This window comes from Paenibacillus sp. PDC88 (genome assembly GCF_900106725.1).
GTDB lineage: Bacteria > Bacillota > Bacilli > Paenibacillales > Paenibacillaceae > Paenibacillus > Paenibacillus shunpengii.
Map to the genome: position 1 here is coordinate 161,341 of NZ_FNNT01000009.1, position 16,193 is coordinate 177,533.

Sequence of the window (16,193 nt, forward strand, 5' to 3'; positions counted from 1 at the left end):
AGTAACATCCCCTTATCTATTCATTTTAAGTTACATATTCATTGAGGCGACTCAGCGCATATCATCTCAGCCTTTAACTGAACCGAGCATAACGCCTTTCACAAAGTGCTTCTGTAAAAATGGATATACGAGCAGAATAGGCATGGTGGCGAACACAACGACCGCCATGCGAATCGTGAGCGGCTGAATATCCAGATCCTTGAACGCGGTAGAATCCCCGACACTGCTCTGAGCTAGGATGACGATCTCACGCAAGTACACCTGAATGGGCCACTTGGTATTATCGTTGATATACAGGACCGCACTGAAAAAAGTATTCCAATGATCTACAGCATAGAATAGCGCAAATGTAGCAATGGCAGGACCCGAGAGCGGCAATACAATCCGAAAGAATACACCGATATCGGTACATCCGTCGATCTTAGAACAGTCCTCCAGCTCGCTCGGAATCTGCTGAAAGAAATTTTTGAGTACGATCAGGTTAAATGCGCTGATGACACTTGGAATGATGAGCGACCATAAGGAGTTGGTTAGATGCAGGTTCTGTACAACAAAGTAAGTCGGAATCATTCCTCCGCTGAACAGCATCGTGAACAACACGCCGAGCATAATATATCTACGTCCTTGAAGCCGAGGTCTGGAGAGCGGGTAAGCCATCAGACAAGTGAACACGAGATTAAACAGCGTACCGACAATCGTGACATAGATCGTAACACTTAAACTGCGAATCAGCGTATTGGTTGAGAAAATATACTGGTACGCAGACAGCGACCACTCCTTCGGAAAAAGAATGAGTCCACCCTTAGCCACTTCCTGCGGCGCTGTAAACGAGACAGCAATGACATAGATGAAGGGCAGCACGGCCGCCAGAGCAGCCAATGTAAGCAAGATATAGTTAAGTACATCAAAAATCCGACTCGCCGCGGTTTTATCCTGAACCATATGAGAACCCCACCTCCCTCCTTTAATAAACGCCTTCTTCGCCAAACCTCTTGGCTAACCAATTGGCGGAGACCACCAGCACAAGAGCCACCACGGACTTAAACATCCCCACAGCTGCGCTATAGCTGTACTGACCCTGGAGAAGCCCTTTGGTATAGACGAATGTATCGAACACTTCGCCGACATCCCGGTTTGTTGGAGCCAGCATGAGGAAGATCTGTTCAAATCCGGTATCCAAAAAGCTGCCAAGCCGAAGGATCAACAGAATAATGATGGTGCTCCGAATCGCAGGCAGTGTAATATGCCATATCTGACGCCATCTCCCTGCTCCATCCATCCGTGCGGCCTCATATAGCTGCATATCCACGCCAGTTAGTGCCGCAAGGAAGATAATCGTTCCCCAGCCCACTTCCTTCCATATTTGCTGAGAGACAATAACCGTTCTGAACCATTCTGCATCGAGCAGGAAGGCAATTTTTTGTCCCGTCAACTGATAGATGAGCTCATTAAGAATTCCGTTCTCGGTTGTCAGCAAAATATAGCATATCCCCACTACAACGACCCACGATACAAAGTGTGGAATATAAATGAGAGTTTGTATAAATCGTTTAAAGCCTTCCCTCCGGATCTCATTCAGCATCAATGCAAGAATGATCGGTGCCGGAAAAAAGAAAACCAAATTGTAAAAAGCGAGTAGAAACGTGTTCCGGAACAAGATAAGAAACTGCGGATCACTGAACAATCGTTCGAAATGCTTCACTCCTACCCATGGACTACCGAAAAACCCAAGATGCGGCTTGAAATCCTGAAAGGCCATGATTAGACCATACATCGGCACGTATTTAAATATAAGAAAATACAGGATGCCGGGTATAAGCATGACATACAGCCATTTATCTCGTAGTAGACCTGCTATGGACAATGATCCCTCTTTTCGCATTCTCATCATGACCGCATCCGGCTTGGCATCCGCTAATTCTGACCGGTACTTGATGATCTTCCTCCCCCTTCTGCATTAGATTAGGGATAATTATGCAGATCAACGGGATGACAGGAAATGATCATTTCATAACCTTCCATTCATTTGTTGCAGAGCACGACCAATTAGCGCACAATAACTCCCCCATAACCTTCAGTATGCAGGATATAAGGTATAGCCAATGCGGACCTAAAAGCTCATCGCTAACGTTCTGGTTCTAACTTGGGCTCTCGCTCCCGCTTCAGTTCCAGTTCCGGATCCGCCTTCGTTCGCACTGTGCTTCGTTCATACTGCTCCCGATATTGCCCTGGCGTCATTCCTGCCCATTTTCGAAAGGTTCGTATGAAGGCACTCGTATTGGCATACTTCAGCTTACGTCCGATATCGGACACGAGCAGACTCGTATTCTCCAACAGCAGCTTTGCCTGGCTCATCCGATAGGAAGTTAAATATTCACTGAACGGCATGCCGACATCTTTCTTAAATACTCTGCTCAGATAAAAAGGGTGGTAGTTCAATTCAGCAGCGCACGACTCCAGCGTGATGTCCTGATCAAATCTGGAATGAATCATTTCCAGCATACGGCTCGCAATTCTTACCTGCTGCTCCTCCGCCTGCTGTTCCATGGCATGAATAACAGGCATGAAGAGCTGCTGTTCGAACCAATATCGTATATCTTCCTTTGTATTTAGCTTGGTCAGCTTAGATAGCAGCTTCTCTCCGCTTAGCGTTCCGCCCAGATGTAATTCCAGCTCTTGTGTCTGCGCTGTTTCAATAATTCGCATGGCCAATTTAATGAGCAGGATATTGAGCTCCGGTTGAAAGGCCCGATTTTCCGTAATTTCGTTCAGGTAGAGCTCCATTGCGAGCGAGAGCTGATCCTGTTCTCTTTTCCTCAGTGAATACAGAATATGTTCTTCAATCTCCCGCAGCTTGGCATACGGAGTTCTGCCGTCTGAATGATCTGCTCGCTGTGGCGTGTAACGAATGATGCAGCCTGCATCCGGCACCATCCGCTGCCTTAGGGCAGAGGCGGATTCCATATAAGCTTCAGGCGCAGCAGACAAGTCCAGGAAGGACCGGCTGAGACCAATACTGATTTGCAGCTGCAAATAGCTTTCGATCTTGTCTTTCAATTGCACCGCCGTTTGGTAGAATAGATCATTCCCCTGCGCATTCTCAGCACTATTGGACGGTTCTATTAGCAGCGTGACTTGAGCATGATCCAGTATTACAGGAGCAAATCTGGAAGCTGGACTGATTAATTCTGCTACCATATTGTTTATGGCATACAGCAGCAGCTCCAAATTATGCTCGTCATATTTGCTTAGATGGAAGGTATCAATCTGTATCTTCATCACCGATAAGGCTTGCCAAGACTTAGGGAAACCGCATCTGGAGGATCGCTTCACAAATTCATCCGCCTGTATTCGATTAGATAACAGCATCAGCATCAGTGATTCACTCATATGCTCCGTATGCGTAGACAGCTGTGCTTGAAGCTCCGTTCTTGAGGAAGAGAGCCTGCGAATGCTTTGTTCTATATAGTGGAGTTCATTCAAACCAGCAGGCTGAGCATTCTGATCGGGCCCGATATCCGTTTGACGAGAGTATTCGACCAAGCGATGAATCGGCTTGTACATGCGCCGGCTCCAAATGTAAGCGGTAACAAAAATGACGACTAAAACGACGCCACTGACCATGGCTGTAATCCACGCGATATGCTGCGTTTGCTTGGTCATGGCCTCAACAGAGGTGACAGATACATGAGTCCATCCGTACGAAGCCGAATAAAGAAAGATTACGTTATATTGAGCTCCATCCACTTGAGTCCGAAATGAATAGGCTTCAGATTGCTTTGTCATTCCTGTATTTTTCAGACTGCTGAGCACTTCCGTATTGACCGCTGAATCCAGCTCCTTCTGCCAGGAGTCCGGGATGAAGCCAAGGATCAGTCTCCCTTTCGCATCGATAATATATTGTGATCCCAGCTCTGTTGCTTTGGACAAACGTTCTGCCATATGCTTCTTAGGCATCTTCACGACGATAAGCCCTTTTGGACCCGTACGCATAGGAAACAGGGGGATTTTTTGGACCCACGTTGTGTAGATTTCGCTGCTCGATGTATCCATGAACAGACTGCTGGCATGGGAAGCATATTTCATGATTAAGTCTCTATCCTTGAATTGATCCAGGCTCTGAAAGCGATCCAATCCTGTGACCGTGCCGTTCCCGAGATGGATAAAATAAGCCTCCGAGGTCATGACTGGGGTTTGCAAATTCGACAAAGCCGAAGACATCTCTCGAATTTCCTGAAAATGAGCCGGTGTCCAATTCTCTTGTAACGCTTGCTTCATTAGGGGGGAGTTCGCTAGCTGTAGTGTGGAGCGCTCTAGTCCTTTCAGCATGTCGTCAATCTGCTGTTCATTGCGCCGAAGCAGCTGCGTGTTGCTGGCTAATACCTTCTGTTCGACATCACCAGCGGCAATGTAATAAGATAAGAAGCCCATTGTCAGGACCGGAATCAGTCCTAGAAGCAAGCTGAAACGCAACAGATGCATCATATAAGTAGGCATAAACTTGGCTCCTCCTTTTAAGATCATAATATATTCACCCTAAATGTGACTGTTCCTGGAATTTACAGCCAGCAGATGAGCAATATATTCCATAAATTGGTGGAAAAACCTCTTATGACGCAACAAATGAACTGATTTTTGAACTAAAAAAGCACCACTGCATAAGCAGTAGTGCTAATTCATACTACGATCTGTCAATTCCGTCACTGCATAGTTGCGGGCACCTTTACTCCCATCAGCCTGCCTTCTGCCTGTATAATAATCATTCCGTTTGTCTTGAGGGTCGCCTCATGCAGATCAGCTCCTGTTTTGACTCGGAAGACGGGTTTAGATGTCATCATATGAATACCGAGCAGGGTTCCGTTACGCTGTGCCATATAGATTTCATTCCCGTACACATCAATATGAGCCACAGGCGCGTCCCCATACCATCCAACCCTCTGACCGTTCGCCAGCTTAACGCCGACTAAATTCCCTGTAGCATCCTTGAATAGGAGTCGTTCCTGCACAACTCCGAGCATGTCCAAGCTGTCTCCATCAGGACGCTGCAAGCTGCGGAGCGGGCCCTCTCCAGCCTTGTAGCTGTTAAAATTGTATACTGCGACTTTATCGCCTTGCTCAATGTACAGCTTGTCCCCCGCAAGGTAGGCATCTCCCGAATGGTAACTATACGGTGGTTCACCAGCCAGCTTCCACATGTACTCCCGGCTTCCCTTCTTCACACCGGTCTTCAGGTTAAACGCATTTACGATGACCTTGCGATCGGGCAGAGACTGATAATCCGTCAGCATCGGTGAAAAGTAGTCTATCGAATACACGATTCCGTCTTGAATCTTGAGAGCATCACCTTGACCAAAATCTTCCCACAGCTCTTTTCCCGTCTTCTTGTCGTATGCATTTAGTTGAATGGATGTGAGTGCTCCTTGAACGAAGAAGGTTCTAAGCACCACGCCATCGGCTTCTTCGAGATAAGCAGTACCGTTTCCTTCGGCCTTCCCTTCATCCGCCTTCCACTTGAGCTTGCCTGATGATTTATCAAATGCAAAGGTGGTACTGCCATTAATCGCATATAATGTATCCGAAGTGGGTATTAACGCTTCCGTCCGTTCCCCTGCATCAACATAGGTGGATGACTGTGCCTGCCATTTTAATTTACCCGTCTTTGCATGGAGAGCATAAGGCTTCTTATCCGTTGTCATCCCATAAATGATTCCTTGATCATACGTGATGATTGGATTCAAATGACTTCCGTTACCGTAACTCCATAGCTGTTTACCCGTTTGCGCGTCGACTGCGATCAGCTTATTGCCGGAGAATGCAAACACTTTCCCCTCTTCAGCAATAGCCTGAACTCCTGTGTCCTGACTCTGCTCCACCAGACCACTGTCAACTCGTAGTGTCCAGGCTGGTTTCAATTCAGGGACTTTAATTGTAGAACCGGAATACCAGGTGCGTATAGAAACATCTGCCTTGTCTGCACTAACGTAAGAAGTTGGCAGGATGTTTGCGCCATGAATAGTCAGTACGCCAGCGGTTATACATGCAATCACTCTCCTGATTCGCTTCTTTTTATATTTTATGGTCCTATCATTTTTGTTAGAGTTAACCATCATTTATCCTCCCCAAGCCTGTATTATCGTGACTAGATTACATTCGCCCCCATCATGGAGCAGAGGAAGCCGTTGTGCCCAGATCGAAGATGCCGCTGTCATTCGGATCATCTATCATCTTGCTGGCAATCTGTTCTCCGGATTCATCATAGCCCTTAATCTCATACGGCATGTCTGCTGACGAAGGGAGAAGCACGAACCATAGGTGCTCATCAGGCCCCACCTTTATTTGCTTCGCCTCATTACTACCGTCCTTCATTGTTTCAACCGTGATTCTCACGATAGAGGGATCAAATACGTATCCAAATAACATGGGAAAAGGAGTGGAAACGCCCTTCAATTCAGGTAAACTCATATAATGGACAGCAGAAGGTTTATCAGAAGCTTCACTGTTTGAGAAACCACCTCCCCATACCCATTTCCAGCCGAGCCAGGTATTCCTGACATATTCGACCTGTAAATTGGTGCTTTCTTGTCTCGTGCTTGTCTTGAATAGCAGCATCCCTTCGTCCACAGGTTCTTGATGTATCACATACGGGGATGAACTGCCTCCTCTAAATTGTTCTACTGCTGCTTCCGGTGTCTTGCCGATTGGAATTTTCAAAAAATCCTCATTCATGCCAACTGCCTCTGATAATCGGCGATCAGCGATGCCGCCCGGACTTTCAATCATAAATATGGCTGCATAAAAGATGGCAGCAGAGAGTAGAATGACGGCGAGAAGTGTGAACATCATCATACGGCTGCGTTTCGTTTGCTGTGTCATTCTGATCTCCACCTTGAGCTTATATTTTCTGATGTTGCTGTAACGACGGAGGATTCCCCGTATTCACAATTCTATATCTCAAACCCAAATCCTGCCAACTATCTCTACTAAAAGAAGCAGATAATCGAAGAACTATAAAATCGCAAGTTAGTCCATTGCCCGAATCAAACCATGGATGATATAATGAACTCGGTTTACTAAAACGGTTTCGTTAACGCTTTCTAAATCCACTATATCTATACATACTTGAGGTGACTTATGAAATATAACAACCCGATTATCAAAGGCTTCTACCCTGACCCGAGTGTCTGTAAAGTAGATGATACCTACTATCTTGTTACCAGTTCGTTTCAGTTTTATCCCGGTGTTCCGCTCTTTGAGAGTAAGGACCTGATCAATTGGAAGCAGATCGGACATGTACTCACAAGAAAAAGCCAAGTCATGCTGGATAAGGTGAACAGCTCAGGCGGCGTTTTTGCCCCTACCATACGGCATAACGATGGCCGCTTCTATATGACCACCACAAACGATACGACCCATCAGAATTTTTATGTCTGGACAGATGATATTTATGGAGAGTGGTCTGATCCGATCTATATTGATCAAGGCGGTATCGACCCGGATCTGTACTTTGAAGACGGCAAAGCCTACTTCATGAGCAATGGAAGCGACGACGACGGTACAGGTGTCATTCTTCAATGTGAGATTGATATCGAGACAGGCCGCAAATTATCTCCTAGCCGCCCTATTTGGAAAGGTACAGGAGGGCGTTTTCTTGAAAGCCCGCATATGTACAAAATAAATGGCTGGTATTATTTATTAGCTGCTGAAGGCGGAACGGAATTTGGTCATATGGAGACCTATGCCCGCTCTTCTTCACTTCACGGTCCTTTTGAACCCTACGCGCATAATCCGGTTCTGACAAACCGTAATTTGGGTGGTTATGAAGTTCAGGCCGTCGGCCATGGTGACTTGGTTCAGGATCAGGAGGGAAACTGGTGGCTCTTCCACCTGGGCTTCCGCCAGATTGGCAAATGGATTCCTTACCACCACTTGGGACGCGAAGTCTTCCTGACGCCGGTTACTTTTGGTGAGGATGGATGGTTTACTGCAGGCCATAACGGTACGACACTAACAAGCTTTGAGACCAACCGCATCCCAGAGCACGTTGTTCAGAATGAGAAGAAAGAGTATACCTTCGAGAATACAGAATGGGGCTTGGATTGGTGCTATCTGCGTCACCCTCATTTCGAGAATTATGAACTGGGGACGGATAAACTGACGCTCAAAGGGACTGAAGTCACATTAGATCAAGCCGCATCTCCAACCTTTATAGGTATACGACAAAGAGATTTTAATGCAACTATTTCTTGTGATGTTGCCCTTACAAGCGGTGAAGCAGGAATCACTCTCTATATGGATGAGAACCATCGTTATGATCTCGCAATCCGTCAGATTGAACAAGGCTATGAGGTCATTGAGCGTCTTAACATTGGGGATATCAAATCGATCCAAACAATCATTCCTGTGGAAGACAGCAATCATGCTACACTTCTCATACAAGCTCTTCCAGAGCGTTACAGCTTCTTCCTTCAGCAAGGAGATCAACAAATCCCGCTCGGAACAGCGCAGACCAAATACCTATCCTCAGAGGTCGCTGGAGGTTTCACAGGTGTAGTCATTGGTTTATATGCTTGTGGTAAAGGTGGATCTGCTGAGTTTACGAAATTCAGTTGTAAATATGAATAAGGTTTAAAAAAAGGGGCAGGTGCATGAGTGCATCTGTCCCTTATTGCGTGTTAATCCGAGTGTTCCTTCATTTTCTTACTATCTATGTATATTCGTAAGCTTTCAAAGACGAGCAACAATAGTTCACACAATAGCTTCCAAATGATCATACAAACAAAGAAAAACAAGATTCCCCCGATCATTCCAAGTGCGTAATTTGGGGCTTCAACACTCGAATACGTGTGGAATCCAGTTGACTCCGTAATCGTAGTTGGAAGTAAGACGGATATGGCCTTTCCGAAAATATAAGAGTAATATAGCGCGATAGCTAATCCGGCATAGAACACCCAGGTGACCAGCTGTTTAGAATCAGATTCACCCAGAGCAAACCAATTGATCATTTTATTATCGTTTTTACTCAATATATACATCCTTAATATATTCAAATTATGTACAGAAAGAATAAGCCTTCTCATAATGACAAGCTCCTTAACATGTAACATTCTACCATAAATGTAGACGATATGAATTATACATCGAACTTGACTACACGCAAAAAAAGCAGCCGTTTATCCGACTGCCTCACTCTTCTTTCACTATTATCTTTATTCTCGATTCGCTTTTGGCTGTAAGGAAGCATTTCGCATCATAGGATACGTAGCAAACAATGCGATCAAGCCAATAATTCCAGCCACAGTAAACCCGCTCATCACCTTAACATTTAAGTTTGATATCCAATCGAATGGTGCATCCAGCGCTCCTGAATAATACAGGAACATCCCGGCAATCCCCATAATCATTGCACCAATTAACGTCCATTTCATACCCAGTCGATACATAATACTGTAAATAAAGAATGCACCGCTGAACAGGACCAAGCTAGACATAAGATCAATCCACAAGTAAGGCAGAAATTGATATTCACTTGAATATAGTATTCCTGGATGTAAAATCCTTACCGAGCTGATCCCCTGATCATACAGTGTCCAAATAACCCCCTGTAGTACATTCAAGATCAATACATATACGAATACAGCAATAAGTCCGACTCCATAGAAGCTTCTGAGGATTTGAGTGCGCGTGCTACCGAGACTAACACCAATGGGCAGAAGACTCTTAAATCCCATAATACCGTAGAACGGAATGAAGAAAAAATAGGCTGGTGCAGCAATGGTACTAAGCGTCTCGCTTAAATCAAAGGAGATTCCAACTAGAATCCAAGCCACTGTTAGCGGAAGCGTGACGTATAGTAATAGAAGCTTTCCCATAAACCATGCAGCATCCTCATACAACAAACGAAATGTTCCTTGGGCACTGTTCATCGCATACCCTCCTTCACTCTCTCCGTTATATTCAGCAAATAGTCCTGCAACTGTGCTTTCTCCAAGGTAACACCGCTTAACTTGGCTCTCTCTTTCCACTCACTTGATAATGGCGCGTCAATCATAACCTTCTTCAGAGAACCCATAATATTCTCTTCGTAGACTCTCTGACTGCCTACCAGCTCATTTACTTTGTCGATCTCACCGGTTAACCAGATCCCTCTTTCTCTGACACTGTCCATCGATTCGTGCATTAGTGGCTTCCCGTCATGAACGACAACGATCGATTCTAACAAAGGCTGCAATTCCTCAATCTGATGGGTCGATATGAGAATTAGACGAGGATGCGCGTCATAGCTAGCCAGCATTAGCTTATAGAACTCCTTCCGCATACCTGCATCCAATCCATTCGTCGGTTCATCCAAAATAGTAACGTCTGCCTGGCTGGCCAGGCCAATTACGACCTGGAGAGCGGTTTTCATACCAGTAGACAGCTTCTTTGTCTTTTTCTTATGATGTAATCTAAATGTCTCAAGCAGTTGTTCGGCCAAGTTCTGATTCCAGTTCGGATTGAAATATCGATAGAACCTCAAGGCATCACCTACAGTCCAAATATCACTAAAGGGATGATCTTCCTGCATGTAGCACAAATGCTTCTGTGCTTTCTCATTATTGTAAGGCTGGTGTCCCATGATCTTAACCGTGCCGTCTATTGGCTTCTGATGCCCTGCAAGCAGCTTCATCAACGTTGTCTTGCCTGCACCATTTCGTCCCCATAGTCCTGTTATGATTGGATCATGTTCGTCGTAAGAAAAGCTCTTGATCACTGGAGTTTCATCGTAAGCATATGAAACATTACTTAATGAGATCATTCTTTCTCCTCCTTAATCCATTCAATGACCTGCTCCACCGTCATACCGATTCGCATCGCTTCTTCTAGCAGCGGCCGAATATAATCTTCGCGAAAATTCTTTTGTTTGTCCCGCAATGCCCGATCTCTCGCCCCTTCTTGTACAAACATTCCGATTCCTCTCTGTTTGTATAGAATGTCAGCATCAACTAAGGCTTGCAGCCCCTTACGGGCCGTAGCGCGGTTGATGTTGTAAAACCGGGACAGCTCATTCTCAGAAGGAACTCGCTCCTCTTCCTTTAATAGACCAGATACAATATCATCTATGATCATTTGGGCAATTTGTTGGAAAATGGGTTGGGATTCATCCAACAAACCTCTCAAAAACAGTCCTCCTTTCTTGCCATTACACTTTATCTGTTGGTTGGTTGGCTACTTGTATAACCAACTATACTATACAATATTTGGAATGTAAATGGAGAATAGCGGAAAAAGAGCCGCCTTTTACATAAAAGGCGGCTCGTGAAGCTTTTATACTCCTATTTATTGCCATCATCATTCGCGAGTGTTACTTATACCCAATACCTTGATAATGATATCCTAATGATTTCATCCATTGTGCATCAAGCATATTTCGGCCATCAAAAATATTAGGCTGCTTCATATGCGAGTGCAGCATCATCCAATCAATGCTTGTAAATATCGGCCATTCTGTACATATGAACACGGCATCTGCATCGTTAAAGACTTCCTCCGGTGTATGAGCAATATTAACCTTATCATATTTTGATTCAGCAGGCAGCTTGGCAATCGGATCAAACAAATGAATAGCAGCATGATGATCCATCAATTGCTGAATTAACCGCAGAGAAGGTGCTTCCCGAATATCATCTGTATCGGGTTTAAACGCCAAGCCCAATACTGCTACCTTTTTGCCCGAAAAGTCTCCAAGCTGCGCTTTAGCTTTGTCCAGTAAATATAAATATTGTGTTTCATTTACGTTCATCACCTGTTTCAGTATCTGCAGCTCCATGCCTTCCTCTTCTGCCTTATGAACCAATGCCGCTACATCTTTTGGAAAACATGAACCACCATAGCCGATCCCTGCCTGTAAGAACCTCGCTCCAATTCTTGTATCGTACCCCATTCCTTCAGCGACATCCTTGATATTAACATCCAGCTTGTCACTTAATCTCGAGAGCTCATTCATAAAGGAAATTTTCGTAGCGAGGAACGCATTTGAAGCATATTTTATAAGTTCAGCAGTTCGAGGAGTTGTTTCGATGGTTACACATTTCATAGAAGAATACAGCGTTCGCAGCTGCTTCGCTGCTGCATCATTTGTCGTACCAATTACAATTCGATCGGGATTTAAGGAATCTTCTAATGCCATGCCTTCGCGTAGGAACTCAGGATTAGAAGCAACATCAAACGGATACACGTTTTGAGTCTCACGGATCCACTCCGTAACTTTTTCCTGTGTTCCAACAGGAACCGTACTCTTGTTCACAACCAGTTTATAGCCGTTCATATGTTGACCGATATCTTGAGCAACCTGCTTCACATAAGTCAAATCCGCACTTCCATCTGCAAGGGAAGGAGTACCTACACATATAAAAATAACATCGTTATTCTCTATAGCTTCCTTCTTGTCAGAGGTAAAGTTGATATTTCCAAGTTGATTATGCTTTTGCAGCAGCTCTGTCAGTCCAGGTTCATGGAAATATAGGATTCCTTGCTTCAATTGATTGAGTTTACGGCTGTCCGTATCCAATCCCGTCACCTTCCAGCCCATTTCCGCAAATACCAAGGCTGTCGTCGTACCAACATACCCTGTGCCAATAACAAGTATCTTCACTCCACTCCTCCTCCCTCTTCTTCCGTTCCAACCAATGCAGAGCCGGATCCAATTATCATTTTCGAAATGGGGTGAGAAAGTTTATTCAGATGAACATGGCTAAGAAGAATGCTGTCTTCAATTACACAGTCCTTAACCGTAGATCCCTCTCCGATAGAGACATAAGGTCCAATGACAGCATTTTCAAGGATACTGCCGTGATCAATCGAAACAGGTGGATGGATTTTCGTATTTTTTAGAACAACGGAAGGATGAATATTATTTTCATATGGCATTTCTTGCAGCATTTTTCGATTGGCCCCGATCCATCGATCCATTGTTCCGACATCAATATTGGAAACCTCTGCTTTATCGAAGGACACCGGATAGTCATTTTGAATCAACCATTGAATCGCGTCCGTAATTTCATATTCACCTCTGGCCGAAGGCTTGACCATTTCAGATGCCTTAAAAATAGAAGGAGAGAATACATACGCTCCGAGCACAGCTAGATTGGATTTAGGGTTCTTCGGTTTCTCCTCCAGCATCACGATCTTCTCACCGACGACCTCAGCAATGCCATAATCCTGGGGGTTCTCTACTTCTGCTAATAACAGTGCAGCGTCGTTACCCTGCAGCTGTACTTGCTGTTTTAATTTTGATAACGAAATAGAGATTAGATTGTCTCCAAGCAGTAAAATGAAGGGATCCTGGCCAATGAAATCCTTTGCCTGCAGCAATGCGTTCGCAATTCCCTCCGGCTTCTGCTGGTAAATATAAGTAATGCTGATATTCCAGTGACTTATTTTCTGTAAACTCTCTTTGATAATAGACTCCTGAGAAGGATGAATCACGATTCCGATTTCAGATATATTTTGCTCTGTTAATTTTTCGATGCACCCATGCAGTAAGGGTACATTTGCAACGGGAATTAAGGTTTTCGGATAAGATATCGTGAACGGATACAATCGCGAGCCTTTTCCTGCACATAATATTAATCCCTTCAATATGATTTCTCTCCTCTCTATTCTTTCTCCTTATACTCTATGTAAATTCAATAGATTTGGATTGGATGTCTATCTACTATCCGCACGAGGTAATCGCATAGAAAGTCCTTGCAAGGGGCCCATTCCATCCCTAATTTATCCGCATAAGATAGTCAAAAGAAAATTTACAGTTATTTGAGGAGGTATTCCATACTTTGAAAATCGTTCAAGTATCAACAAATTCCCTGCCCGTCCCACCGGAAGATTACGGCGGTACACAGCGAGATATTCATTACCTTACAGAAGAGTTAGTTCGAAGGGGTCATGAAGTCATTCTGTTTGCCAAAAAAGGATCGAAGTGCCATGCAACGAAAACATTCGAATATCCTACGGACGATAAAGATGAACAATTGGATTTTATAATCAAAAACATGCCATCCGATGTAGACATTATCCACGATCATTACGGAATTGTAGCCAGAGCCAACCCCCCGATCCCCACTATTCGAAATTCTCATTCGAAGAAAGCCAAAGATATTCAGATCCCCGTATTCGTCAGCAAAAAAATACGTGACAGAAATAAAAAAGGATACTTCGTGCATAACGGGATACGTGTCAGCGACTACCCTTATAAGCAGAAGAAAAAGAGCTATCTGCTTTTTTTGGGAAGAATCATGAACGAAAAAGGCGTTCACCTCGCTGTAGAAGTTGCACAAAAAACTGGAAAAGAGCTTATTATTGCTGGAACCTTTAACAATAAACCAAAGTATGAGGAATATTTCAATGAGAGAATCAAGCCACACTTAAATGACAAAATCAGATATGTCGGGCCTGTAGGCGGCACTGAGAAGATGAAATTGTTATCCGAGGCGAGCTGTGTCCTTTTCACATCGACATGGAATGAACCCTTTGGTCTGGTTCTTATCGAAGCTTTGGCCTGCGGCACTCCAGTACTCGGTTTTAGAAAGGCAGGAGCGGTCCCTGAGGTGCTAAGAGGCTTGCCGCAGTTATTATGTAATGATGTAAATGAAATGTCCCGTAAAGTCCGCGCTAAAAAATTCCCTGCTCCAAGAACTTGCCGTCAGTATGTAATTAAACGTTATTCAGATAAAGTGATGGCGACCAATTTTTTAAAGCTGTACAAAAAAGTTCTAACCAATAAGGAGTATAAAATAAAGAAGAACTCAACATGGAATACGAGAAGAAACAGTCTGGATAAAGGAGTTGAGTAACTAAATATGGCTTCCATCATTGCGTGTACGATGAGACCTGAGTGTATGGACAACATTTTCTCGAATTATAAACGGCAGGAATGGCCGAACAAGGAAATGATTATTATCTTAAATAACAACAAAATGAACCTCAAGGAATGGAGAAAGAAAGCCAAAAAATACGAAAATGTGAGAGTATACAAACTCCCGGAAGAATACACATTGGGTAAATGCCTTAACTGGGCTATTGCACGGGCCAAGGGTACATTTATAGCCAAATTCGATGATGACGACTATTATGGCGCCCACTATATGAAAGAATCACTGCTTGCCCTGAAGGCCAAAAAAGCGCCGATCGTTGGGAAGCATTCCACTTATTTATATTTTGAAGAGAAAAAAGCGCTCATGGTATATCGTCCAGGGAAAGAAAATGTAGAAGGGTCAAGAATTAAAGGCGGGACCTTATTCTTTCGTAAAAAGATCTGGAAAGAGATTAAATTTCCAGAGAATACGATCGGGGGTTCTGATGCCAAATGGTTAAAGGCATGCTACGAAGCAGGGTACAGAGTTTACTGCGTTTCCAAAGAAAATTATGTTTGTATCCGCAGAAAGGATATCCAAACCCACACCCAAAAGAAAGTGACCGAAGATTATATGAAACAATGTGAACTGATTGCCTATACCGAAGATTTCATACAGCCTACAACCGTTTATTTCTCGGATGACGGCTCCAGGCTTAAGACGAACAGTATGAAACCCAGACCTAGATTAATGAGGTAATCGAATCAATTATGCGCGTGTCAGGCTGCATATCATTCATGAATTGATAAGCAGCCTCGATACATAAGGAGTCTTTGAAGGATATGCATTTGTTATCGATGCTTACGAACACTTTCATATTCAATATATTTCTTCAACCAGCCAATGTCCTGACTCTTATATCGTTTTAACAGTTTGTATTTCTGATTTAATACTTCTTTATCGAGTTTTTGGTCAGAACGCTTGAAAATATATAGCTTCTCCTGTGCAATGTCTTTTACAATTTCATGCAGAGCTTGATGCTGTGTGTGGCCGTATTCCCCCTTTTTGTTATGCGTAACTATCCTATTGATTTGGGGATTGGCCTTAATTACTTTTTCGATGTCTTTCTTTAGTGCTTTGCGGTCAAAATCGCCTCCCCATTTATCACTGTAGTTCCACATTTCAAATTCAGCTCCGATATCTTTCATCACTTGTTTGAACTCCCGGGAGCGGACTTGATGTTGACCGTTTGTTACACATATCACTTTCCAGCCTTTTTCCGCGAGCAGAGCAGCCCCTCCGAATATGATCTCATCATCCGGATGGGCGACAATCATAAGCTTATCTATCATTTCTCTCCCTCCA

The 16,193-nt window shown here is 44.0% G+C and carries 15 protein-coding genes; 3 read left to right on the forward strand and 12 right to left on the reverse strand.

Features of this window, described 5'->3' with window-relative positions:
• Positions 1-66 precede the first annotated feature (66 nt).
• The 5 genes from BLW49_RS23120 to BLW49_RS23140 all read right to left on the reverse strand — a co-directional run bounded on the left by BLW49_RS23120 (position 67) and on the right by BLW49_RS23140 (position 6,873).
• Entirely contained in the window at positions 67-942 is an 876-nt protein-coding gene (locus tag BLW49_RS23120; RefSeq protein WP_090727132.1) for a carbohydrate ABC transporter permease, read from the reverse strand.
• A gap of 22 nt (positions 943-964) precedes the next feature.
• Complete coding sequence (locus BLW49_RS23125; RefSeq protein ID WP_090727134.1) at positions 965-1,891, reverse strand: ABC transporter permease; 927 nt, start codon at positions 1,889-1,891, stop codon at positions 965-967.
• Positions 1,892-2,124: 233 nt separating this feature from the next.
• Positions 2,125-4,497, reverse strand: a complete 2,373-nt coding sequence (locus tag BLW49_RS23130; protein ID WP_177178829.1) for a helix-turn-helix domain-containing protein — start codon at positions 4,495-4,497, stop codon at positions 2,125-2,127.
• Between the two features lie 203 nt (positions 4,498-4,700).
• Positions 4,701-6,047: an outer membrane protein assembly factor BamB family protein gene (locus tag BLW49_RS23135; RefSeq protein WP_256209908.1), complete on the reverse strand. Its 1,347-nt coding sequence runs from the start codon at positions 6,045-6,047 to the stop codon at positions 4,701-4,703.
• Positions 6,048-6,159: 112 nt separating this feature from the next.
• Complete coding sequence (locus tag BLW49_RS23140) at positions 6,160-6,873, reverse strand: hypothetical protein (protein ID WP_256209909.1); 714 nt, start codon at positions 6,871-6,873, stop codon at positions 6,160-6,162.
• A gap of 258 nt (positions 6,874-7,131) precedes the next feature.
• Between BLW49_RS23140 and BLW49_RS23145 the strand changes: the two genes are divergently transcribed.
• Positions 7,132-8,622: a glycoside hydrolase family 43 protein gene (locus BLW49_RS23145; protein ID WP_090727138.1), complete on the forward strand. Its 1,491-nt coding sequence runs from the start codon at positions 7,132-7,134 to the stop codon at positions 8,620-8,622.
• Between the two features lie 50 nt (positions 8,623-8,672).
• Here the strand turns inward: BLW49_RS23145 and BLW49_RS23150 are convergent, their stop codons facing one another.
• The 6 genes from BLW49_RS23150 to BLW49_RS23175 form a co-directional block, all read right to left on the reverse strand.
• Positions 8,673-9,023 carry a hypothetical protein gene (locus BLW49_RS23150; RefSeq protein ID WP_143042151.1) on the reverse strand — a complete coding sequence of 117 codons (351 nt, stop codon included), beginning with the start codon at positions 9,021-9,023 and terminating at the stop codon, positions 8,673-8,675.
• Between the two features lie 183 nt (positions 9,024-9,206).
• A complete protein-coding gene (locus BLW49_RS23155) occupies positions 9,207-9,923 on the reverse strand; it encodes a hypothetical protein (protein WP_076310756.1) in 717 nt (238 codons plus the stop codon).
• A complete protein-coding gene (locus BLW49_RS23160; protein ID WP_076310757.1) occupies positions 9,920-10,795 on the reverse strand; it encodes an ATP-binding cassette domain-containing protein in 876 nt (291 codons plus the stop codon). The genes BLW49_RS23155 and BLW49_RS23160 overlap by 4 nt, the downstream gene beginning before the upstream one ends.
• Positions 10,792-11,157 (reverse strand): GntR family transcriptional regulator, encoded by a 366-nt coding sequence (locus BLW49_RS23165; protein WP_076310758.1) that lies wholly within the window; start codon positions 11,155-11,157, stop codon positions 10,792-10,794. The genes BLW49_RS23160 and BLW49_RS23165 overlap by 4 nt, the downstream gene beginning before the upstream one ends.
• Before the next feature lie 184 nt (positions 11,158-11,341).
• Complete coding sequence (locus tag BLW49_RS23170) at positions 11,342-12,631, reverse strand: UDP-glucose dehydrogenase family protein (RefSeq protein ID WP_076310759.1); 1,290 nt, start codon at positions 12,629-12,631, stop codon at positions 11,342-11,344.
• A complete protein-coding gene (locus BLW49_RS23175; protein ID WP_076310760.1) occupies positions 12,628-13,617 on the reverse strand; it encodes a sugar phosphate nucleotidyltransferase in 990 nt (329 codons plus the stop codon). Before BLW49_RS23175 ends, BLW49_RS23170 begins: the two co-directional genes overlap by 4 nt.
• A 194-nt stretch (positions 13,618-13,811) precedes the next feature.
• Between BLW49_RS23175 and BLW49_RS23180 the strand changes: the two genes are divergently transcribed.
• A complete protein-coding gene (locus tag BLW49_RS23180) occupies positions 13,812-14,828 on the forward strand; it encodes a glycosyltransferase family 4 protein (protein WP_076310761.1) in 1,017 nt (338 codons plus the stop codon).
• A 6-nt stretch (positions 14,829-14,834) separates the two neighbouring features.
• Positions 14,835-15,587: a glycosyltransferase family 2 protein gene (locus BLW49_RS23185; RefSeq protein ID WP_076310762.1), complete on the forward strand. Its 753-nt coding sequence runs from the start codon at positions 14,835-14,837 to the stop codon at positions 15,585-15,587.
• 92 nt (positions 15,588-15,679) lie between these two features.
• On the opposite strand, the gene BLW49_RS23190 is transcribed toward BLW49_RS23185, so the two are convergent.
• Positions 15,680-16,180, reverse strand: a complete 501-nt coding sequence (locus BLW49_RS23190) for a PIG-L family deacetylase (RefSeq protein WP_090727142.1) — start codon at positions 16,178-16,180, stop codon at positions 15,680-15,682.
• Positions 16,181-16,193 lie beyond the last annotated feature (13 nt).